This window comes from Clostridium estertheticum subsp. estertheticum (genome assembly GCF_001877035.1).
GTDB lineage: Bacteria > Bacillota > Clostridia > Clostridiales > Clostridiaceae > Clostridium_AD > Clostridium_AD estertheticum.
Genome location: NZ_CP015756.1, coordinates 4,518,786 through 4,541,945 on the forward strand (window position 1 = coordinate 4,518,786; position 23,160 = coordinate 4,541,945).

The following is a 23,160-nucleotide window of genomic DNA, read 5'->3' on the forward strand; positions in this document are numbered from 1 at the left end:
TAATCTATCAAAAGGAGGTAAAGCAGTGAACAAGGACTTTTTTCTAATAAGAAGAATGAAGCGTGGCGATGAATCTGCAGTTAATGATTTTGTAAAGCAGTATAATAACGAAATATATAAGTACTGTTATTATAGACTTTCTGATAAATGGCAGGCTGAAGATGTTACACAAGATACTTTTATTAGCTTTTTTAAACATTTTAACAGCTATATTCACAAGGGTAAGGCAAAAAACTATCTTTATATTATTGCAGGAAACTTATGTAAAAATGAATATAAAAAGCATAAAGAAATATCCACCTGCCATGTGGAAGACAAAATAATGAATTTGAAAGAAGTGCAAGAAGAAATTGTGCTAAAAGTATCTTTGGAGCAGGAGATTTCTAGGTTACCAAAGGAGTTCAAGGAAGTAATTCTCTTATACTATTTTCAAAATCTAAAGATTCGAGAAATTGCAGAAATATTGAATATTAATATTTCACTAGTAAAATATCGTCTCTCAGAAAGTAAAAAGCTGCTACAAAAAAGTATAGATAAGGAGGATTTTTATGGATATTCATTCAAATCAGAAAATTCCAGTTTATGATGAAAAAAAGATGGTGCAGACAATTGTTGCTGCTAAAAAAGAATATCGAAGGCAAATGCTTTTACAACCTATGAACAGTTGGGAGTTTCTATTTCAACAAATGTTGTCTTTGAGTAAAAAGTATTGGATTACACAACTTGTTGTTTTTTTTGTAGCTGCTTTTGGTTTGGGTTTTATAAATATAAGTGAAAATAAAATGAGCTATTGTGCCATCTATGCACCACTATTGATTTTATTTTCAATACCAGAGCTATGGAAAAATATATCAACTAATACCTATGAAGTAGAAAATACAACATACTTTGATTTACGAAAACTCTATCTTTCAAGATTAGTGTTAGTAGGAATGATGGATTTGATATTATTGAGCTTATTAACTGTAATAACAGTACAGACAGGCGGATTTTCACTCTATGATGCAGTCATTTATTTCTTTGTACCCTTTAATTTTAGTTGCTGCATATGCTTTTCATTGCTATGTAGTAAAAGAAAAATATGTTCAGAACTTCTTGCTGTAGGCAGCTGTATAAGTGGAGCGGGTTTTTGGTACCTACTGGTGAAAGATTATAATGTATATGAATTACTGCAGATGAGAATATGGTATGCACTTTTGATTCTTTCTGTAGGGTATCTTATTTTTGCGGGAAAAAGAATTATGGAATCAAGTAGATGTTATTTGGAGGGGTGTTAATGCAATTACAAGTAAATAATTTATGTAAGAATTTTAAAGAAAATACAGCTGTTAATCATGTAAGTTTTACATTAGAAAAAGGAGTATATGGTCTACTCGGAGCTAATGGCGCAGGGAAAACAACTCTTATGAGAATGCTTTGCACACTAGTTACGCCTACTAATGGAACAGTACAGTATGATGGAGAAGATATCCAAGACATGGATGAAAGATATAGGAGAATTCTTGGTTATTTGCCACAAGAATTTGGATATTATCCGGAATTTTCAGCACAGGATTATATGTTATATATAGCTGCATTAAAGGGCTTAAAGCCAATAATTGCAAGAAAACGTGTAAATGAATTATTAGACATAGTTTCACTAACAAAAGTTAGAAAGAAGAAAATAAAAACTTTTTCTGGTGGAATGAAGAGAAGGCTTGGGATTGCCCAGGCAGTCCTTAATAATCCAGAAATTTTAATATTAGATGAGCCAACAGCAGGACTAGATCCAAAAGAAAGAATCCGGTTCCGTACGCTCATCAGCCACATTGCTGAGGAACGAATTGTTCTATTGTCTACTCATATTGTGTCAGATTTAGAATCCATGGCAAAAGAAATTTTAATTATGAAAGATGGAAGTATTATTGCTAAGGGAGATATTGAAAAGTTACTATCTGAAGTCAGAGGCAAGACATGGACTTGCCTAGTAGATTCAAAAGAAACAGAAGAATTATGTTCCACGTATTTATTCAGCAATGAAAGGAACTGTGGAGAGAAAGTTGAACTTAGGATTATTTCAGATACAAGTCCATTACCATCTGCTATACAGGTTGAGCCTACTTTGGAAGACTTGTTTATATACTATTTTGGCGAGGTGAATGAAAATGCAAATTTTGAAATATGAAATGAAAAAAATATTTTGTAAAAGAAGTGCAATTATAAGTTTAATAGTATTAGCAGTTTATTTAGGAAGCTCGATATTTTCCTGTGTCCAAGCAACATGGGCTGATGTTGCTGATGCTGCTGGAAATGGCATTAGCGGAATTAAAGCAATAAACTTAGTTAAGAATGAAAAAATGAAATGGAATGGTATTGTAACAGAAAAATTCATTGGAAATATAATAAAAGAAAATCATGAAATCAATTCAGATAGTAAATATGCTGGTATTTCCAAATCAGGTACTCACCTTTCAAAATCGGACACTCAGCTTTTAAATATGCAATTTTATCAAAAACAGGGATTTATGGATATACAGGACCTAATTACGGATTCTTATTGTAAAATCCATTTTTATGATAGTAACATTATTGACAGCTTAAGTGTTGATGATGCAGGTAGATTTTATTCGAATCGGGTTAATAATTTAAAAGAATTGCTGGCTAGTGATGAATCAAGCCGCCTTACAAAAAACGAGAAAGAATATTTGATAAATTCTGCCCAAAACTTAACTACACCACTTAAGTATTCCTATGCAGATGTTGGCTGAATGCATTGGAAAAGAGTGCAACAGTAATTTTTGCTTTGTCATTTGTAATTTGTATTTTAATGGCACCAATATTTTCTGTAGAATATCAAACAGGCAGCGATGTAATCTTACTTACTACTGAGCATGGAAAGAAAAAAGGGATTATATATAAGCTGTTTGCTGGATTTTTATCCACATCTTTGGTATATTGGATAACTGTATGTATAGTATTTGGTTTTATTTTTATGATATTTGGCTTTGAGGGCGGTAATTCTCAAATTCAGGCGTCTTCCTATGGTTGGAAAAGCTTTTATCATATCACAAACAGTGAGGCTCTTTTGATGGTATTACTTTTGGGTTATGTAGGCTGCCTATTTATTAGTAGTTTGGCTATGTTCCTTTCATCTAAAGTAAAAACATCATTTGCAACGATTATTTTGCTAGGTCTAATCATCATAATTCCTTCAACCATTGATCAGTTTTTAATTGTAGGAAGCTTCTGGGATAAAGTTTTAAACATGTTACCATCTCAGATGCTGCTGGGTTGGAGATTGCTGCAGACATTTACACTTTATTACTTTGGAGGAAAGGTATTTACACCTTATCAGATACTTCCTGTTTTATATGGTATATTTATAAGTTTATTATTACCTTTTGCTTATAGATCCTTTCGAAAACATCAGGTATCGTAATAGACTATTTCCTATTTTTAAGTAGCAAAACGTGATAAAAGGCCATTATACTTGTTGATGGTTTATCTGAAATAGGCGGCTTTTTAATGTTCTTTACAGCAATAGGACTAGGAACTTATTTTGTTATTAAGGGTAAGTTAACAGTGGGTGCAATGATTTCTACAGTTCAATTGATGGATAATATAGTTGGGCCGCTTGTTATAGTATCGACAAGATTAAAAAAGGTTAAAGCAGTTAAATTAATCGGTGAAAAGCTAGTTAAATTTGCGTATAAAAATCAAAATTGCGATAGTGGGATTGATAAGTTAAGTTTTGAAGGGGGAATAACTTTTTAAAATGTAAATTTCTGCTATAGTAAAGAACTAAAGACACTAGATAGTGTATCTTTGAATATTAAAAAAGGTAGTAAATATGAAAGCCCAGCAAAAAAATGCATTTAAGTAGATTAGCCATAAAACATTATACTCAATCCATTTTGAACTGCTTTCTGTAAACAGAAAGTGGAAACATAAAAATTACCAACCCTTAGAGGTTAGTAATTTTTTTGATTAAAGCATTGGGTTATATGTCTTCTTAATTTTATTTATTTAAACCTCTTTTTCTCATTTTTCCTATTAAAGTACTTTTAGACTTTAGATATACTTGTTATTTCTACAACTTCTTTGTAACTGTGATTGCTTTAATTCATTGTGCTACAGTTTGATTAGTATTTATATGTGAAGTTATAAACTGCTACTTCATTGTAAATAGATGAGGTTCCTGTAAATAATCTTGAACAATTCTAAGAGATTCACCAAACCTTTGATAATGAACAATTTCCCTTTCGCGTAGAAACTTTAATGGTTCTAATACATCAGGATCATCTGCCATATTTATTAGGTACTCATAAGTTGCCCTTGCTTTTTGCTCTGCAGCTAAGTTTTCAGTAAGGTCTACAATCGGGTCTCCTTTTGATTGAATGTAAGCTGCCGTAAAAGGTGAACCTGAAGCACTTACTGGGAATACTCCTCTACCATGATCTACATAGTAGTCAGCCATACCAGCTTTTTGAATTTCTTCGAGACTAGCGCCTTTCATTAATTGTCTAACTATAGCACCAACCATTTCCAAATGAGCCAACTCCTCTGTTCCGATATCATTACATGTTGCTATAGCTTGGGGCGTAATCATTGAAAATCGTTGAGTTAAATATCTTAAGGATGCAGCTAATTCACCATCTGGTCCGCCATATTGCGTAACAATTATTTTTGCCATTTTAGGATCTGCTTTTTTAATTTTTACTGGAAACTGTAAGAACTTATCGTATGTCCACATAAATTAATTATCCTCCCTTTCTAATTTATAATTAGCATCAGTTTCCCAAGGCCACGGATTATTTATCCACTGCCATGGATATGGACTTAAAGAGTCGTGCTCAGATAACATTCCGTAATTCATTTCATAATTTGCCTTTAATCTTTTTGATTCTTTCACATAAAAATTATAAGTTGCAATAGCCTCTTTATCCATTGGATGGGTATTAAGATATAAAGCTAAATCCTCTTTCATAAATTCTGAAGCAACAACCAGTTTTAAGACTTCCGTTCTATTCATCATAAGTTATCCCCCTTTTACTTGATTCTAATGGACGATATTTTTTATCCTGCCCCTCGTATGGACTAAAAAGTTCCGGGAATACAGTTCCTCTTTTAAGCGCTTCAATAGGTGAGAAAAGTGTGCAAAGCTTCTGGTAGGGAACATATGCTGCAGCTAATCTGATATTTTTTATTACAGTTTCTTGTGGAATACAATTATCCATTGTTATTACATTGTTATTTTGTTCCAATTTAACCCTCCATATTATTAGTATATAATATTATATTCATATTAGTTAAATGGTGATTATTTAATTCCAAATTTATGAGCGTTTTGATGAAAAGAAGCTAATTGTATTAAATTTTATTAAATGGCTTCTTATTTTTTATATACAAAAAGAGCGTTTCTTGATCCTAAACTGATTTAAAGAGAAAGACTGACATATTAAAAATTCATCTAAACATAACTAAATTAACAATTTGAGATTAATGTCTCTAATAATTGCACATAATAGAATGTAATAAAATTTTATAAATACGGAGGTATTACTATGAGACAGCTTTCAGAGGGTGAATTGTTATCCCTAACAACTTTATTAACTATGGAAAAGGACGGACTAGCAGTTGCAAAAACCATGAAAAATCTAATTAGTGATGAAGATTTAAAAAAACAAGCTGAAACTGGCGTTTTAGCAACAGAAGGAAGAATAAAGGGAGTTCAGCAATTTATCAATGAAAATCAGGTTACAGGAGGAGCAAAATAATATGGGAATGATAACAAATAATATTGTAAAAAATAACACAAATATTAATGATGAAGTAATCGCCGGAAATATGATTGGCTCCGCAACAAGTGCAGCAGATGCTTATCTAGCTGCAACTTTAACAAGCTCTACGCCTGAATTAAGAGCGTTATATTCATCTAATTTAAATGGTATAATAGGTGGGCATTCAGCATTAACAGACTTAGCTGTAAACCGTGGATGGGTATCACCTTATAATAAACCTTCACAGCAATTAGCTGATACTTTTGAAAAATCTCAAACTACAGTTGAGAATAAATAATTTATTTACTTTTTAAAAAAACCACCATTGTCATTTTAATTTTCAGGGGTGGTTCTTTATTTTCAACCTTAAAACAAACTTTGCATAACGTACTTTAGTTATCAACGCACAATAAAAAACCATCAGAATTAAAAATCTGATGGTTTTTTACCTTTAATAATAATGAAAGAATTTATTCATGAATACCATTATATATAAATCTTAACTTAAAGACCTTTCCAATATACACAAAACTAATTCCCTAACACTTTACCCTATTCCACAGTTACTGATTTTGCAAGATTTCTTGGCTTATCAACATCGCAACCCTTTTGAATTGCCATGTAATATGCTAATAATTGTAGTGGAATTACTGATATTACTGGTGCTAATATATCCAATACTTTTGGTACATAAGTTACAGCATGAACTGATTTTTCAATTTCAGTATGACCTTTTGGTGCGAAAGCATATACTTTTGCTCCCCTAGTCGATAGTTCACGCATATTACTTACCATTTTACCAAATAGCTCTTCTTGAGTAGCTAATGCTATAACTATAGTTCCTTCTTCCATAAGTGCTATTGCCCCATGTTTAAGCTCTCCTGCGGCATATGCATCTGAGTGGATATAAGATACTTCTTTTAGTTTTAATGAACCTTCTAGTGCAACTGCATAATCAAGCCCACGTCCTATGAAGAACATATCCTTATGCATATAAGTTTTTGCTGTAAACTTTTGTATAGTTTCTTTGTCTTTAAGCATTTCTTCTGCTTTTTCTGGAAGTTCTAGCATCGCTGCTTTAATTTCTTCAATTTTATCCATACTTAAAGTTTCTTTATTTTGAGCAAAGAATAGAGCAATTATATACATTGCTATAAGCTGAGTTGCATAAGCTTTAGTAGATGCAACAGCTATTTCTGGTCCTGCCCATGTGTATAGTACATCATCTGCTTCTCTTGAAGCCGCACTACCTACAACATTAGTTACAGCTATTACTCTTGCTCCTTTTTCCTTCGCAAGTCTTAATGCCGACATAGTATCTGCAGTTTCTCCTGATTGACTAATAACTATCATTAATGTGTTTTTATCAATTATTGGATCCCTGTATTTAAATTCTGACGCTATATCAAGTTCTACTGGTATTCTTGCAAGTTTTTCTATAACATATTTACCTACAGCCCCTGCATGGTATGCAGTTCCGCATGCTACAATATATATTTTATCTAATTTCTTAATTTGTTCTTTAGTTATATTTATATCATCTAAAGTTATCGGCTGTCCAAGAACTATTCTTGAAGTCATTGTATCTCTGATTGCCTTTGGCTGTTCATGGATTTCTTTAATCATAAAGTGTTCATATCCACCTTTTTCAGCTGCAGCTGCATCCCAAGTTACATGGAAAACTTCTTTATTTATAATGTCGCCTTCTATATCTTCAAGCTTTATGCCATCATTCGAGATAACAACAAATTCATTGTCTTCCAATAAATATACTTCTCTTGTATGATTGAGCACTGCTGGTATATCAGATGCTACATAAAATTCATTTTCTCCAAGTCCTACTATTAATGGACTATCTTTTCTTACTGCTATCAATTTATCTGGTTCATCACTGCATAATACTGCTATTGCATAGCTACCTTCCATTTTTGCAGTAGCCTTCTTTACAGCTTCAACAATGTTTCCTTTATAATAAAAATCTATAAGATGTGGTACGACTTCTGTATCAGTTTCAGATACAAATTTATATCCTTTTGCCATTAACCATTCTCTTAAATGGATATAGTTCTCGATAATTCCATTATGAACTACACTAATAGTTCCTTTTTCATTAGTGTGTGGATGAGAATTTTCATCTGATGGCTTACCGTGAGTAGCCCATCTTGTATGACCTATTCCAACAGTACCTTTAAGTGGGGTTTCTAATAATTCAGCTTCTAAATTTGCAAGTCTTCCTTTGCATTTAGTAACATTTAAAACTCCATTATCTATAATTGCGACTCCTGCTGAATCGTATCCTCTATATTCTAATTTTCTAAGCCCATCAATCAATATTGTTTGAGCCTCTTTTATTCCAAAATATCCAACTATTCCGCACATATTCATCTTCCTCTCAAATTTATAATTTTTCGCAAATCAATTAAGCACATTTATCATCCATTTTATTCACAATTATTGAAATAGTATTGCTAATGCCTACACATAAAATTATTATATGAAGCAATTCGCATTACATAATTATAATCATAGATGAATATCATACTTAATTAATTCATCACCAATAATCACTGTTCATCCTCCTTAGGTACTACTTGTCACCCAAAGACGATGCATATTGCCTATTGGCATCGTAATATTTATAAAGGTTTTAACACCAGATTGATCTTGTCACGAAAATCACTTTTCGCTTTTATCAATCATTAACGGTAGTGCGCTACCGCGGGGCATCCGCCGAAGATTCGATACTCCCCATCCTCGTCAACTCATAATTATTCTCATTATGAGTCCTGGCGCTTTTTAATAATTTATATCACCCTATCCTCCTATATCAAAATATTCAGCATTTCACTGTATTAAATAAATAATAGACTAAAAACTTATGAACCTTTTACATAAGCTTTCAGTCTATTATATTCGTTCTTTGGTCTAAACGTCAATACTTTTAATAACAAGTTAACTAAATTTTAATTATTTTCTATGCGTTTGCCTTCTCCCCAATAAGTTTCGCAAGAGAATGTGCCATTTTATCTAATTCACTTTGTACTTTACCCTCAAGCATTACTCTTACTAGAGGTTCTGTACCTGATGGCCTTATAAGTACTCTACCGCAACCGTCTAATTTTTCTTCTATTTTCTTTATTTCTTCAACTATTTCACTATCAGTTTCATGGATATCTTTCTTATCGTTAGGTACTGTTGCATTAACTAATACCTGTGGAAGTTCTACCATCATTGATGCAAGCTCTGATAATGGTTTCCCCGTTTCTTTAATAACAGTCGCTAGTTGAAGTCCTGATACAAGTCCATCCCCTGTAGTATTAAAGTCGAGGAAAATTACATGTCCAGATTGCTCTCCACCAAGGCTGTAACCTTCCTTTTGCATTAGCTCAAGGACATATCTATCTCCTACTTTTGTTTTAACTGTAGCTATGTTTTCCTGCTTCATTGCAATATCAAGACCTAAATTGCTCATAACTGTTACTACTACTGTGTCTTTAGTTAATTTCCCAATATTTTTTAGATGTTTTGCACAAATAGCGATTATGAAATCTCCATTTATAAGATTTCCTTTTTCATCAACTGCCAAACATCTATCTGCATCACCATCAAAAGCTAATCCCAAATCGCAATGATTTTCTTTAACAAATGCCATTAAATGTTCAGGATGAGTTGATCCACAGTCTTTATTTATATTTATACCATCTGGATCATTATTAATAACTAAAACCTCTGCTCCAAGTGACCTAATAGCCTTTACTGATGTTATATATGAAGCACCATTAGCACAATCTAATGCTATTTTAAGTCCCTTTAAGTCACCTGAAATAGTAGATTTAGCAAATTCCATATAATCGTCTACTGCATTCTCATTAACTGTTTTTTTACCCAAATCACCAGCTATTGGTGATGGTACTTCTTTAAAATCACTTTCTATAACTGCTTGTATTGTATCCTCTAATTCATCAGACAATTTGAATCCATTATTGTCAAAGAACTTTATTCCATTATATTCTACCGGATTGTGAGAAGCTGAAATAACAATACCTGCATCTGCTCCATATTTTCTTGTTAAATATGCTACGGCTGGAGTTGGAACCACTCCAAGGCATATAGCCTCTGCCCCTACAGATAAAATCCCTGCAACTAAAGCAGCTTCTAACATATCTCCTGAAACTCTTGTATCCATTCCAACTATGATTTTAGGCTTATGTGCTCCATCTGTTAGTACAAAAGCTCCTGCTCTTCCTAACTTGTATGCAATCTCTCCTGTTAATTCTGTATTTGCTATCCCTCGTACTCCATCTGTACCAAACATTCTACTCATATTTTATACCTCTTTCCAAATATTCTATAGGTTTACTATAGGGCATCTTAAATAAAAATACTAATCAGTATATTAGTATTTTATTCATAGAGCCCACCTTTGTCATTCTTTTATAAGAAAATTTAATTTCATAATTAGGCAAAACTGTTTTTGTAATATGTATAACATAGCTTGAATTATACTACATTACAAGACATTTGTAAAAACATCCTAAACTCTTACCTTATATTAATAAAAAAAGTATATATTACTTAAACTGTATTTAAACAGCCTCTAGTAATACATACTTTTTGTCATATCATCAATTTTATTGTTTATTTGTAAACTTTCGCCTGCTCTTTTCCACTTAAAACTCCTATAGCACCTTGAGCTAGTGCTAACAATTCATCTTCACCTGCGTAAACTACCACATCTGCTATGAATTTTACTCTTTTGGTTATATAATTAACAACAGCTTCTCCATAAGCTATCCCACCAGTTAAAATTATAGCATCTACTTTTCCTGATAAAACAGCTGCGCAGCCCCCAATTTCCTTAGCTACTTGATATCCCATAGCTTGAATAATCAATTTAGCTTTTTTGTCACCACCTTGTGACATTTTAAGCGCATCTCGTACATCATTAGTATTAAGGTAAGATACAAATCCACCTTTTCCATTTATCTTTTTCTTTATATCTTCTAAAGTGTATTTTCCACTAAAACACATCTTAGCTAAATCGCCTGATGGTAATCCTCCAGATCTTTCTGGTGAAAATGGACCATCTCCATCGAGTCCATTATTAACATCTATAACTTTACCATTCTCATGAGCTCCTACTGTAACTCCTCCGCCCATATGTGCAACTATTAAATTAATTTCCTCGTATTTCTTTCCGTTTTCTTTTGCATATCTTTTTGCCACTGCTTTTTGATTTAATGCATGGAAAATACTCTTTCTATCTATATCTGGTATTCCTGATAATTTAGCAACTGGTGCCATTTCATCCACTACTGTTGGGTCAACGATATATGCTGGTATATTTAAAGATTTTGCAATTTCATTTGCAATTATCCCGCCTAAATTAGAAGCATGTTGACCTTGTACTCCAATTTTTAAATCATTAAGCATTGCTGCATTTACAATATAAGTGCCGCCTTCAATTGGTTTTAGCATTCCACCTCGGCCTACTATGGCATCCAAAGTTTTAATATCAAAATTCTTTTCCTTAAGAATATTTAAGATAACGTCTTTTCTGAAATCAAGTTGTTCAAATATACTTTTAAAGTTATCTATCTCTTCTGACGGATGCCTTAATGTTTCTTCTAATATTTCCTTTTCATCCTCATATACACCTATTTTAGTAGATGTTGACCCCGGGTTAATTATTAATAATTTATATGACATATTGTTCCTCCTTTATGCTATAAAGTACATTAAATAAATAACAAATAGATATACTAGTATATTTCCATGTTCCTAAAGAATCGGCAATTTTATTTGTTATATTCTGCAACTAATGCTGCAAGAGCTATAGAATGTAATTTTGTTTCAGGAGTATCAGCTCTAGAAGTTAATATAACAGGAGCAGAAGTACCTACTAGTAATCCACCACTTTTAGATTTAGTAGTGTAATTTAAGCATTTATACATAGAATTTCCTGCTTCAATATTTGGCATTACAAGAATATCCGCTTTTCCTGCAACTGGACTTTGTATGTTTTTGTGATTTGCAGCTTCTTCAGATATTGCAATATCAAGAGATAAAGGTCCATCAACAATACAGCCTTTTATCTGACCTCTATCATTCATTTTCGATAACATTGCTGCATCTAGTGTTGCTGGCATTCCTGGATTTACTACTTCTACTGCGCAAACTACTGCGACTTTAGGAAGCTCAACTCCACACGCTTTTGCTACTGCTACTGAATTGTTTATTATGCTCTTTTTTTCTTTCAGTTCTGGATACATATTAAAAGCAACATCTGTTAAAAATATTAGTCTGTCATACTCTGGTATTTCAAATACAGCTACATGTGACATTAGTTTCCCAGTTCTAAGACCTACTTCCTTGTTCAAAACGGCTCTTAAGAATGTTGCTGTATCAATTAACCCTTTCATAAGCATATCAGCTTTTCCTGATGATACAATCTGAACTGCAGTTAATGCGGCTTTAGAAACATTCTTCTCATCAATAATTTCAAACTCTGATGCATCCATACCTATGTTTTTAGCAATAAATATTATTTTTTCTTTATCTCCTACTAGTATTGCATTTGCTATACCATTTTTCTTAGCATCACGAACTGCCTCAAGTACTGGTTCATCCTGTGCTACAGCTACTACTACGGTTTTCATTCCTTGTGCTTTTGCTGTGTCTAAAATTTTATCAAATGTTTTACTCATTCAATTACACTCCCTCGATTATATATTTTATATTATATATTTTGTATTATGTATTAACTTTAATATTTATCTGATGTGTATTATTGTTTCCTGTTTTGCATTTTTTATCTTCTGTACCATTTTAACAAACTTCATAAAGGAAAATCAAGAGTTTAGAGAAATTATTATACACATTTCCATTTTTTCATTATACTTTCAGCAATTTTTAATCCATCAACTGCCGCAGAAATTATTCCACCTGCATATCCAGCTCCTTCTCCTGCTGGGTATAACCCCTCTAAAGATATACTTTGAAACTCTTCATTTCTATCAATTCTTACTGGTGCAGACGTTCTTGTTTCTATACCAGTAAGTATTGCATCATTTCTTGAAAACCCATTTATCTTATGTTCAAAATTAGGTAAAGCCTCTTTTATAGTATCTGTTACATAAGTAGGTAAACAGTTAGTAAGATCTGCTAATTTATAACCAGGTGTATAACTTGGCTTTATACTCCCTATTTTATCACTAACATTGCCCTTAAGGAAATCACCAACTAATTGCACTGGTGCATTATAGTTCTCTCCGCCTATCTTATATGCTAGTCCCTCATAATACCTTTGAAATTCAATGCCAGCCAGTGGATTATCTGAGGCGAAGTCTTTAGGTCCTACTGATACAACTATCGCTGAGTTTGCATTTTTTTTATCTCTATTGTACTCACTCATACCATTTATTACAAGTTTTCCCTGTTCTGACGCTGCGGATACTACAGCTCCTCCTGGACACATACAAAAACTATATACTGCTCTGCCCAATTTGCTACTTTTATAAGTAAGCTTGTAATCTGCAGCTTTTAGTCTCGGGTGACTTGCATATTTTCCATATTGATTTTCATTAATCATATCTTGTGGATGCTCTATTCGAACCCCTACTGCAAATGGTTTACTAGACATAGATACGCCATTTTTATATAACATTTCGTAAGTGTCCCTTGAACTATGTCCCGGTGCTAAAATTAAATTATCACAGGGTATTTCTTCTCCATTTACTATTAAGCTCTGCAGTTTTCCATCTTTAATCTTAATATCTTCAAGTTTACTGTTAAATCTTACTTCTCCGCCTAACTTAATAATAGTTTCACGAATGTTCTTCACAACGTCTTTTAACACATCTGTACCTATATGAGGTTTTCCAATATATACTATTTCTTCTGGTGCACCCGCCTTTACAAATTCTTCTAATATATAATCACACCTAGTGTCCTTTATTCTTGTAGTTAGCTTTCCGTCTGAAAAAGTCCCTGCTCCACCTTCACCAAACTGCACATTAGATTCTGTATTTAATACTGCTCTTGTCCAAAATTTATTTATGGTCTTTGTTCTATTCTCTACCTTTTCTCCTCTTTCGATAATTAACGGTTTATATCCCTTTTGTGCCATAAGAATACCAGCAAACATTCCTGCTGGTCCCATTCCTACTATTACTGGTCTATGCTTCATTTTTTTAGTTCCAAATTCAAACTCAGCCTCGTATTTGTCTTCTTCAAGCTTAACATCTTTATTGTTCGCTCTCGTGACTACATTTATTTCATTATCCATTGTGATGTTAACGGCATAATTAAACTTAATATTATTTTTTTTCCTAGCATCTATAGATTCTTTAGCTATTTTAATTTTCTTTATTTCACTATCAGAAACTCTCATTAATTTTGCAGCTTTTATCATTAAATCGTCTATTGGTTCATCTATATCTAAAGTTATATTATTTACTCTTATTGTCATTGCTCACTGGTACCTCCGTTTGCTTTTTCGTAATAGTTACTCCTATTTTATCCGGGTTGTGTGATACTAAAGTTACTCCTTTTGGCATAGACACAATTACTTTCACGCTTTGTTTGCCCTCTGTTAAACCTGTTAAATCTACTTTCGCGGAAAAATTATTTAAATCCAGATTATTAATAACTGATTCTAATCCGGAAACCGATATTGATGTCTTACTACTATCTAACGTTGCTAAATAAGTCTCACCCAAATTATTGTACTTGATGTCTAAACTTAAATCCTTTTGAACTGTCTTGTCTACCTTTTCTGTCGTAGCTGCTCCACTTGATGCATTTGGACTACTTAAATTAACTTGAACCTTAACCATAGCATCCCCACCGACCAAATTTAATCCTTTTGGAATTATAACCTTTGCTTCAACGGTTGTACTCTTAGTTATTTTACTTAAATCAACCTCTTCTGTGTTTAAGTATTTCAGATTATCAAGTTCAGCTAAGCTCCCTGTTATATCTACTGTATCCGGTACAGCCTTTATGCTTCCTAACGTATACTTAGCATCTAAACTTCCTGCAGTTTTCACAGTAACCTCTACGGATTTTGTCTTTTTTACAAGAGTTTTAACATTGATATAGGCTGGACTTACAACAACATCTTTTATTTCTTTTCCCGATTCATCTACCGCTTTAAGCTTGTATTCTTTCGATGTATTTGATTCCAAACCTTGTATATTTTCGTCAATCACTATTTTTTTCACTTCACTTATAACCTTTGAACCGCCTGATACCGTAGCATAATCTGATGATAGCTCTGGCTTTGATGCGTAAAAACCTTCTTTAGGTTTTCCACTTACATTTACATTTATAGGCAACTTTTTCTTAGTAAGTTCATCTAACTGTATTGTTATAAAAAGACCATCGCTATTTACCACATTTATATTATCTGGACTTTTTTTTATTTCAATAGGTATCTTATATTCTCCACTTTTAAGCGCATATGCGCCTAAGTCTGCAACCACCGTAAAATCAGATGCTTTCATAGCCAGAAGTATGCTAGTATTGGCTCCTTTAATATTTAGGGATGTTGTTAAATCTTGTCCTGAAACTAAAACAAGATTTGACTTAGTTAATACGTCGCTATTTAACATTGTTACAGGTACATTTTTAATTTTGTAAGCAGTCAACGGATTTTCCGTTCCTGTTATGAAAAGCCATAGCGCAAAGGCAGCTATTACACAGCAAATTTTAATTATTAATTGTTCTTTCCGTTCTTTATCCATGCCTTTACTCTCTCCTTTAATGTTACTTTTTTAGTTTGTCTTCTCTTTATTATTTGAACAAGTACATTTTTAAGCTTATCCTTGTCATAGTTTCTCATTAATCTTCCATTCATTGCAAGAGAAATAGTGCCTGTTTCTTCTGATACTATTATTGTTAAAGCATCTGAAGTTTCTGTTACTCCTATTGCTGCTCTATGCCTTGTTCCAAGCTTTTTGCTTATTTTATCACTATTAGTTAAAGGCAGAAAACACCCTGCAGCTATTATTCTATCATTTCTTATTACTGTAGCTCCATCATGAAGGGGAGTGTTAACTACAAATATATTTTCTAATAAGGCTGCAGATATTACAGCATCTAGAGTATTTCCTGTTTTAATTATTTCCCCAATACCTGTTCTTTGTTCTATTACTATTAGTGCACCTGTTTTGCTTTTCGATAATATTTCAACAGCATTAACAATTTCAGTTATAACCTTCTCCATTACCTCTTCATCTTCAAATATGTGCTTATCAGCAAAAGCCGTTCTTCCAATATGCTCTAAGGCTCTTCTTATCTCTGGTTGAAAGATGATAACAATAGTTAAAACACCAATTGTTATTGTTTTGTTTAATATCCAGTTTAATACTGTTAAATTAAGAAACTGACTTATTGGAATAAGTACAAAAATAAAAATAATTCCTTTTAATAACTGTATAGCTCTTGTTTCCTTCATTAGCATGTAACTTTTGTAAAATATAAAAGCCACCACTAGTATATCTAGAATTGAATATACACTTATATTTTTGATCGTGTTCATAATCAACTTATATACTTCCATAAAGCTCACACCCCTCTACTAAAACTCTTACTTCCAATTATACACTATGCTTTGCTTTATTAGTACATATTATAAGTTAATTTTATTGTAACAATTAAGCCTATGTTAAAATTTATTATATTAAATGTATAATACTTTTAAATTTAAAATAGTATAATTCTGCAATTTAACTAGAATAATATATGTATCATATTAATATAAGAATATAATGAAATTATTGAAGGAGTGAATTATTTTGGGTATAAATAAAAATATTATAAATACTAGTAACAAGAGAAAAAACCTTAAACTAATAATTTTTTTATCAACTATTTTGCTCTCCATAGGTATTTTCTTGATTTGTCACTATTCATCTATAACTAATGTATATAGTTCCTATAAAACCACTTTAATAACCAACATTAACGGTATAAATGATGTCAATAAAAATGTATCCCAATTTAATAGCAATAAAACAATAGATGTTGACTATGCAAAAAAACAATTACCTAAAATTATTAATGATTTATCTGTCTTTAAAGCTAATTTATCAAATTCACAGCCTACTACTAAATATAAAAAAGATAACGATAATTTAAAATCTGGCCTAGATAAAAATTTATTAATATATAGACAGACTTTAGCAATTTTAAATAATCCTTCTGGAAATGATGTAGAAACGTCTATGGAGAATCTTAAAACTTTTAGAAATGACTGCATAAATTTTTATTCATTAATAGATGTTCATAATGCTTCAATATCACTGCCAAAAATCTCTTTAACTTTCATTGATAATATTCTTGATTACAGTGATACCGCTGTAATGATAAAAAAGGAAACAGTTCTTAAGTCACGTCAAAACCAAGAATTTATAAGTGATATTGATGGTCTATCCACTGATTTCTTAAATATTAAAAGTAATCTTTACTCATATACAATAAAAGTGAGAAAAAAAGAGATGTCCTATTATAATCTTTCAAAACTAGTTGATGATGATTTCTCAAAACTAAACAATCTTAAAAGTACATTTAAAATTTTAACTGTTCCTACCTCCGCAATTCCCACTTATGAATCCTTCAAAATTTTATTAGATAAATACGAAAGTTACTTAAGTGATTTCAAAATTGCTATGACAAATGAAAATTCTAAAACTTCAAATGCATCGATAACTCCGAAAGTATTGGAATCTTTATATACTTCGTCTAATAAACTATTTAAGGACGTAGAAACTTCATATGCTAATTATATTAAATCCTATACTGATCTAAAAAATCAATAAGTCTATATTATTCATTTTACACTGCTTTATGTTATATAATAAAATATTAATGTATTATTTTCACACTATAGGTAATACTATATTAGCCGAAGTAAAAAATACGCGGAGGAACCAAGCATCTGGGGTGAATCACTAATTGTGTAGGTTAAACCTTTCCCGAACCCGTCAGCTAACTCCGCAGGCAAAAGGAGAGAAAAAATATGAAAAAGCTTACTTTTTTATCATGTATGATGCTAACATTATTTTTAGCATTTCCTAGTTTAAGCGTAAGTGGTGAACATTTGTATTCATTTGGATCAGAAAGTAAAGATTTATATAATGAACAAGTAGAGGCAGTAGAAGTATTTAATAAGTCAAATAGCTCAATTTGTATTACCGATAATGATATTTATTTAATGTCTCAAGTTGTATATGCTGAGAGTTGTGGCGAGCCTGATAGTGGCAAACTTGCCGTAGCATCAGTTATATTAAATCGTGCTAGTGATAGTCATTTCCCAAAATCTATTTCCGGTGTTATTAATCAAAAGAATGCTTTCTCTTGTGTTAAAAATGGAAAGGTATATCACAATGGCAAATCAAATGTTATCCCTGATTCAGCCTGTTACACTGCAGTACTAGATGCATTAAAGGGTAAAGATCCTACTTATAATGCTGTTTTCTATTATAATCCCGAAATAGCTACTTCAGGATGGATGAAAAGTATAAACAAAACGAATATAAAGACAATAGGAAATCACGTTTTCTTTGTAGTTAAATAAAAAAATATAAATTCTAAAATTAAAACCAGACAGTTAACTTTCGCTAACTACCTGGTTTTATTAATTATATTGATAAATTAAAATTCATTTATATTTCTATTTATTTACATGTAACTTATCCACATAAGAAACAGCAGATAATGCTGCTACTAAACCTTCTCCTGCAGATTTCATATATTGATATGGTGTGCCAGTACAATCTCCTGCTGCATAACATCCATCTATACTTGTTTTCATATCTCTATCGACCTTTATATGACCATTCTCAATCTCAATACCTGGTACTAATTGACTCGGAGATACGCTGTCTCTTAACATAAAAATACCATCTGTAGCTATTTCACCTTGATCTAAAATCATCTTAGTAACCACATCATCTCCAACTATTTTTAAAGGCTTGTTATTTATAATTTCTACATTTTCATTTAAATTATATTCACCTTTATACATTGGTATATAATATGTTTTTCCACTTAACTCACTTACATAATTAGCTTCTTCGACGCTTTCTTTATTATAACCAACTATAACAACTGTTTTCCCCTTATATAATGGAGCATCACAGGTAGCACAATATCCTACTCCTTTTCCTAAGAATTCTTCTTCCCCTATTAATGGCTTAGTATATTCTATACCTGTAGCTAATATTATAGCTTTAGCCTCATATACTTTTTCATTTACCATCAGAGCAAAATAATCCCCCATAGCATAAACATTGTTTATTTTTTCATTTACAATCTTTACACCCATATCCTTGATATGATCTGCAAATTTGTTTTTAAGCTCAGTTCCCGTAAGGTTATAAAGGCCTAAATAATTATTTACCTTTGCCGCTTTTGTTAATTTAGGACTCAGATCTTTATTCCCAAAGATTACTATGTTTTTATTTCTTATTTTAGCATTAATTGCCGCCTCTAGCCCTGCTGGACCTGTTCCAATTATAGCTATATCATATCTCTCGCTCATACTTTCTCCTCCTCTTGTTTTTCTTTGATACACAATAATTAACAGTTTATCTTTATCATTAGTAAATATTCCAAACCTTTAAAAATGGAGATATTTATTTAAATTATAAAAATTTAAATTATCTATCTCCAAAATACTTTACTAACTATATATGTTATTTTATTGTTTTATTTTTTTCTAAGTACTATTATGCCTTGATGGTATTTAAAATTTTATAAATTTTTCTCTATTACTTTCTTAAGCTCAGCTTTTGGTCTAAATCCTACTAATGTTTCTTTAACAGAATCTTTATTAAATACCATAACTGTTGGAATACTTGAAATTTTGTATGTTGATGCAGTTATAGGACTTTCATCCACATTTATTTTAGCAAATTTAACATTTGTCCCCATTTCTTTTGCTAATTCTTCAATTACTGGACTTAACATTTTACAAGGTCCACACCAAGGTGCCCAAAAATCAACTACAACTATGTTATCTGAATTTCCTATTTCTTCATTAAAATTTATATCATTAACTTCTTTTATCATATTATTACCTCCATTTATTATACCCCGCTAGGGTATGTTTATATTGTTATTATTGTATACCTTATACTGTTACTAGTCAATAATATTGCAAATTGACTTCTTCTATATCGATATTTTTAAAATGTGTAACAGGGTTATGAAATTTGTGTTACATATTTTAAAATTAGTATACCCAAAGTAAATCTTAAAGATGTCTATTACACCTTTGTTATGTCATTTATTTTTATATACCCAATATTTTCTTTACTATCGAGTTTTTATATAACGAATCCGGAAATTGTTCTACTAATTTTTCAGCATAAAGTTTTGCTTTATTTGAATCTACATCTTTGTTTATTAAAACTAAATTATATAAGACTTCCTCGGTGTAACTTCCACTAGGAAATTGTTTTAAAACAAACTCATAGTATTTAACAGCATTTTGAAAGTCAGAACTAGCTTTATAACTTACTGCTAACATGTAAAGTATATGTTCTTGTAAATAATCCCCTTTAGAATATGGTAATGCGTATAAGAAATACTTTTGAGCTTTAGTATACTCTTTATCCTTTGTATAACCTACACCTTTATTATAAAAGTATAATACTCCCTCTTTTTTTATAATTTCTTCACCTTTTACCATAAGTAACTTATCATTCATACCTAAATCAGCTTTGTTCCATCTATTAACATATGAAACTATTTGCTCCATATTGTTATTCTCTATGCTTATCTTAAATTGTTCTCGTGGGAATTGTTCAAGTTTTTGCACTTTATTTCCTACCACTTTTGTACCCAATTTATCTAAATTAGTGTTCTTTTTAATTTCTACTAATTTGTCATTTCCCTTTATTAATAAGATTCCACTTTGTAGTTTTTGCGCACCCATTGTTGAAATATGTTTTATATTGTAAATGTTGTTTTTGCCTATAAATATCACAGTTATAATTAATAATATACTCGCGGTAACTGCACCTATTTTCACATAATTTATTTTTCTCTTTAAACTTCCATATTTTATTAATGTCTGCTTGTTAATACTCGCCTCGGCATTCTTCTTGTCTACTTTTATAACCTCATTTATATATTGTAATGCTTTATCATATTCACCTTGCTTTATATAACAAAGACTTATGTTGTTATTCACATTTATAAAATTAAAGTCACTATCTTGACACTGTTTTAAAGTTTCTAAAGCCTCACATATGTTTAATTGCTTTATTAACTCCAATGAATTTATATATAATTGTAATCTTTTCTTATCTCTCAAACTATCGGATAGGTACTTCTTCGATACTTTATCATTATTCCGTTTATAATTGATATCCCACATTTTCTTAGCATTTTCTAAATCACCTTTTAGATAATATAAAATACCCTTTAAATTTAAAGCAGCAGCATTTGTACTCTTTAAAGAAATACTTTTTTCACAAAGATCTAACGCCTTGTCTATATATCCATCATTGTACTTATTCATTGCTTTTACATATATTTTCCCTGATTTATCCATAATTTCACCTTTTATTTCATATATTTATAATTACACCAATTATATCATAGGATTTGTTTTTTTTAATATAATCATCCATAATAAAAAAATGTAATTTAAATTCATAACCTTGTAGCAAAATTTCTGATCCCTCATATTATGATAGGTATCAATAAAGAAAAGGAAGTTTTAAGATTAGTTAATCCATACCTAATGTTATTCAAAAAATACAAACTAAAAAGACATATTGTTTTAATAATATATCTCTTTAGTCTGCAATTAAAAGAATTCTAAAAACACCTCAATATAATTGTTTATTCCTGTAAATTGTTTTTATAAAATTCGCATATTGATTTACTTATTGATCCTGCTATTTTCCCTTGATACTCATCAGACTTTAATTTTTGTTCTTCCTCATAATTTGATAAGAATCCACATTCCACTATGACACTCGGCATAACATCATTCTCCCTTAATATCTTATAAGAACTTTTAGCAGCTTTAGGTACTCTCTTATTATTAGAATCTAAATCCACCTTAAAATTTTTCTGAATTGCACTCGCCAATATAGAACTATCTTTATAATTTGAATACCATACTTGTGCTCCATAATATTTGCTCTCGGTAAAATAATTCAAATGAATGCTAACAAACATATCACAGTTGCTGGACTTTTTTAAATCACACCTCTTTTTTAAATCTTCACGATACTTCTCTCTTATAGTCCCCTTATTTGAATAAAGCCCTTTATCATCCTCTCTTGTCATAACTACCTCATATCCTGCCTTTTGCAAACTAGCCTTAAGTTTTGTTGCTATAATTAAATTGATGTTTTTTTCTATCGTCCCCTCCTTAGAGCTAGTTCCACCATCCATTCCCCCATGACCAGAATCAATAAGTATTTTTTTATTACCTAGTTGATTAGAATTCATAGTTTCTTTTGCAATCCCTATATTTATACCTATAAAACTTACCATTCCTATAGCAATTACCATGACAATAGCTATCATTTTATTATTTCTGTACTTCAATTCACCCATCCTTTTATTTATTGCTATGTGTAATTTTATTCAACGGTTCATTGATTTATTATTGTTTAAGTACTCAAAAAAGAATAAATACACCACTCTAATTTTATAACATATTATATAACATAATATATTATTTAAAGAGGTGATTTAATGTATAATCTTAAACCTAAAACATTTGATTTTGAATCAGTCCAAGGAATTTCTAAAAAACAACTAGACGAACATTATAAATTGTATACAGGTTATGTAACCAAATTAAACGAAATTTGGAATACTCCATACACACCTGATAATTATAATGATAGTAACCCCACTTATTCTAAAATGCGTTCTTTAAAACGAGGCGAAACATACTCATTAAACGGCGTAAAACTCCATAATCTATACTTTGAAAATATGACCGGAGGCAATAACACACCTTATGGTCCAATATTTAATGCTATAATAAATCAATTTTTATCCTATGATAATTTTATTTCATACCTTACAAACGTAGGATTATCAATGAGGGGTTGGGCAGTACTTACCCTTGATCTACTTGATAACAGTTTGCACATAGTAGGAAGTGATTCACATGATAATGGTGCAGTATGGCTTTCTTGTCCAATACTCATAATGGATGTTTACGAGCATGCATACTTTATGGATTTTGGTACAAATAGAAAAAAATACATTTCTACATTTATTGAGAATATAAATTGGAATGTTTTAAATGAAAGATTCGAGAGATATATTTCTCCCCTTAAGTCTATGGATATGATGTCAAAGAATATTAAAAAAAACAGATATTATCCTTATTCTTATTAAAATAATCTCTAAATATCTA

At 31.1% G+C, this 23,160-nt stretch carries 25 protein-coding genes and 1 riboswitch; of the genes, 11 read left to right on the forward strand and 14 right to left on the reverse strand.

What is annotated here, in order from left to right:
- The first annotated feature begins 25 nt into the window (after window positions 1-25).
- The 6 genes from A7L45_RS20935 (at window position 26) to A7L45_RS20955 (ending at window position 3,753) form a co-directional block, all read left to right on the forward strand.
- Complete coding sequence (locus tag A7L45_RS20935) at window positions 26-586, forward strand: RNA polymerase sigma factor (RefSeq protein ID WP_071614577.1); 561 nt, start codon at window positions 26-28, stop codon at window positions 584-586.
- Window positions 549-1,277 carry a hypothetical protein gene (locus tag A7L45_RS20940; RefSeq protein ID WP_071614578.1) on the forward strand — a complete coding sequence of 243 codons (729 nt, stop codon included), beginning with the start codon at window positions 549-551 and terminating at the stop codon, window positions 1,275-1,277. Before A7L45_RS20935 ends, A7L45_RS20940 begins: the two co-directional genes overlap by 38 nt.
- Window positions 1,277-2,164: an ABC transporter ATP-binding protein gene (locus A7L45_RS20945; protein WP_071614579.1), complete on the forward strand. Its 888-nt coding sequence runs from the start codon at window positions 1,277-1,279 to the stop codon at window positions 2,162-2,164. Before A7L45_RS20940 ends, A7L45_RS20945 begins: the two co-directional genes overlap by 1 nt.
- Entirely contained in the window at window positions 2,145-2,747 is a 603-nt protein-coding gene (locus A7L45_RS23980) for a hypothetical protein (RefSeq protein ID WP_224616843.1), read from the forward strand. The genes A7L45_RS20945 and A7L45_RS23980 overlap by 20 nt, the downstream gene beginning before the upstream one ends.
- 35 nt (window positions 2,748-2,782) lie before the next feature.
- Window positions 2,783-3,418: a hypothetical protein gene (locus A7L45_RS23985; RefSeq protein WP_236900464.1), complete on the forward strand. Its 636-nt coding sequence runs from the start codon at window positions 2,783-2,785 to the stop codon at window positions 3,416-3,418.
- Between the two features lie 86 nt (window positions 3,419-3,504).
- Window positions 3,505-3,753, forward strand: coding sequence for a hypothetical protein (locus A7L45_RS20955; RefSeq protein ID WP_071614580.1), 249 nt, complete (start codon window positions 3,505-3,507; stop codon window positions 3,751-3,753).
- A gap of 397 nt (window positions 3,754-4,150) precedes the next feature.
- Here A7L45_RS20955 and A7L45_RS20960 read toward each other — a convergent pair whose 3' ends face one another.
- The 3 genes from A7L45_RS20960 to A7L45_RS20970 are packed head-to-tail and all read right to left on the reverse strand — an operon-like array spanning window position 4,151 to window position 5,243.
- A complete protein-coding gene (locus A7L45_RS20960) occupies window positions 4,151-4,732 on the reverse strand; it encodes a manganese catalase family protein (protein WP_071614581.1) in 582 nt (193 codons plus the stop codon).
- Between the two features lie 3 nt (window positions 4,733-4,735).
- A complete protein-coding gene (locus A7L45_RS20965; RefSeq protein ID WP_071614582.1) occupies window positions 4,736-5,014 on the reverse strand; it encodes a spore coat protein CotJB in 279 nt (92 codons plus the stop codon).
- The gene (locus tag A7L45_RS20970) at window positions 5,004-5,243 is read right to left on the reverse strand and encodes a spore coat associated protein CotJA (RefSeq protein ID WP_224616839.1); all 240 of its coding nucleotides are present in this window, start codon (window positions 5,241-5,243) and stop codon (window positions 5,004-5,006) included. The genes A7L45_RS20965 and A7L45_RS20970 overlap by 11 nt, the downstream gene beginning before the upstream one ends.
- Before the next feature lie 300 nt (window positions 5,244-5,543).
- Between A7L45_RS20970 and A7L45_RS20975 the strand changes: the two genes are divergently transcribed.
- Window positions 5,544-5,756, forward strand: coding sequence for a hypothetical protein (locus A7L45_RS20975; protein ID WP_071614583.1), 213 nt, complete (start codon window positions 5,544-5,546; stop codon window positions 5,754-5,756).
- Between the two features lies 1 nt (window position 5,757).
- Window positions 5,758-6,057: a spore coat protein gene (locus tag A7L45_RS20980; RefSeq protein ID WP_071614584.1), complete on the forward strand. Its 300-nt coding sequence runs from the start codon at window positions 5,758-5,760 to the stop codon at window positions 6,055-6,057.
- Window positions 6,058-6,311: 254 nt separating this feature from the next.
- Here the strand turns inward: A7L45_RS20980 and glmS are convergent, their stop codons facing one another.
- From glmS to cdaA, 7 genes are all read right to left on the reverse strand, one after another.
- Window positions 6,312-8,138, reverse strand: coding sequence for a glutamine--fructose-6-phosphate transaminase (isomerizing) (glmS, locus tag A7L45_RS20985; protein WP_071614585.1), 1,827 nt, complete (start codon window positions 8,136-8,138; stop codon window positions 6,312-6,314).
- 595 nt (window positions 8,139-8,733) lie between these two features.
- Complete coding sequence (gene glmM, locus A7L45_RS20990; protein WP_071614586.1) at window positions 8,734-10,083, reverse strand: phosphoglucosamine mutase; 1,350 nt, start codon at window positions 10,081-10,083, stop codon at window positions 8,734-8,736.
- A gap of 314 nt (window positions 10,084-10,397) precedes the next feature.
- Window positions 10,398-11,468 (reverse strand): butyrate kinase, encoded by a 1,071-nt coding sequence (buk, locus tag A7L45_RS20995; RefSeq protein ID WP_071614587.1) that lies wholly within the window; start codon window positions 11,466-11,468, stop codon window positions 10,398-10,400.
- An 89-nt stretch (window positions 11,469-11,557) separates the two neighbouring features.
- A complete protein-coding gene (gene ptb / locus A7L45_RS21000) occupies window positions 11,558-12,466 on the reverse strand; it encodes a phosphate butyryltransferase (protein ID WP_071614588.1) in 909 nt (302 codons plus the stop codon).
- Between the two features lie 164 nt (window positions 12,467-12,630).
- A complete protein-coding gene (locus A7L45_RS21005) occupies window positions 12,631-14,229 on the reverse strand; it encodes an NAD(P)/FAD-dependent oxidoreductase (RefSeq protein ID WP_071614589.1) in 1,599 nt (532 codons plus the stop codon).
- On the reverse strand, window positions 14,210-15,505 hold the full coding sequence (locus tag A7L45_RS21010; RefSeq protein ID WP_071614590.1) for a CdaR family protein: 1,296 nt from the start codon (window positions 15,503-15,505) through the stop codon (window positions 14,210-14,212). Before A7L45_RS21010 ends, A7L45_RS21005 begins: the two co-directional genes overlap by 20 nt.
- Window positions 15,478-16,323 (reverse strand): diadenylate cyclase CdaA, encoded by an 846-nt coding sequence (cdaA, locus tag A7L45_RS21015; RefSeq protein WP_071614591.1) that lies wholly within the window; start codon window positions 16,321-16,323, stop codon window positions 15,478-15,480. Before cdaA ends, A7L45_RS21010 begins: the two co-directional genes overlap by 28 nt.
- A 235-nt stretch (window positions 16,324-16,558) precedes the next feature.
- Between cdaA and A7L45_RS21020 the strand changes: the two genes are divergently transcribed.
- Window positions 16,559-17,581 carry a hypothetical protein gene (locus tag A7L45_RS21020; protein ID WP_071614592.1) on the forward strand — a complete coding sequence of 341 codons (1,023 nt, stop codon included), beginning with the start codon at window positions 16,559-16,561 and terminating at the stop codon, window positions 17,579-17,581.
- A gap of 74 nt (window positions 17,582-17,655) precedes the next feature.
- Window positions 17,656-17,779, forward strand: a riboswitch (cyclic di-AMP (ydaO/yuaA leader).
- Between the two features lie 2 nt (window positions 17,780-17,781).
- Entirely contained in the window at window positions 17,782-18,339 is a 558-nt protein-coding gene (locus A7L45_RS21025) for a cell wall hydrolase (RefSeq protein ID WP_071614593.1), read from the forward strand.
- Between the two features lie 96 nt (window positions 18,340-18,435).
- Here the strand turns inward: A7L45_RS21025 and A7L45_RS21030 are convergent, their stop codons facing one another.
- The 4 genes from A7L45_RS21030 to cwlD form a co-directional block, all read right to left on the reverse strand.
- Window positions 18,436-19,305, reverse strand: coding sequence for an NAD(P)/FAD-dependent oxidoreductase (locus A7L45_RS21030; RefSeq protein WP_071614594.1), 870 nt, complete (start codon window positions 19,303-19,305; stop codon window positions 18,436-18,438).
- A 212-nt stretch (window positions 19,306-19,517) separates the two neighbouring features.
- Window positions 19,518-19,835 (reverse strand): thioredoxin, encoded by a 318-nt coding sequence (gene trxA / locus A7L45_RS21035; RefSeq protein WP_071614595.1) that lies wholly within the window; start codon window positions 19,833-19,835, stop codon window positions 19,518-19,520.
- Window positions 19,836-20,058: 223 nt separating this feature from the next.
- Complete coding sequence (locus tag A7L45_RS21040; RefSeq protein ID WP_071614596.1) at window positions 20,059-21,324, reverse strand: tetratricopeptide repeat protein; 1,266 nt, start codon at window positions 21,322-21,324, stop codon at window positions 20,059-20,061.
- Window positions 21,325-21,617: 293 nt separating this feature from the next.
- The gene (gene cwlD, locus A7L45_RS21045; protein ID WP_071614597.1) at window positions 21,618-22,334 is read right to left on the reverse strand and encodes an N-acetylmuramoyl-L-alanine amidase CwlD; all 717 of its coding nucleotides are present in this window, start codon (window positions 22,332-22,334) and stop codon (window positions 21,618-21,620) included.
- 150 nt (window positions 22,335-22,484) lie between these two features.
- Here cwlD and A7L45_RS21050 point away from each other — a divergent pair, with 150 nt between their 5' ends.
- The gene (locus A7L45_RS21050) at window positions 22,485-23,141 is read left to right on the forward strand and encodes a superoxide dismutase (protein ID WP_071614598.1); all 657 of its coding nucleotides are present in this window, start codon (window positions 22,485-22,487) and stop codon (window positions 23,139-23,141) included.
- Window positions 23,142-23,160 lie beyond the last annotated feature (19 nt).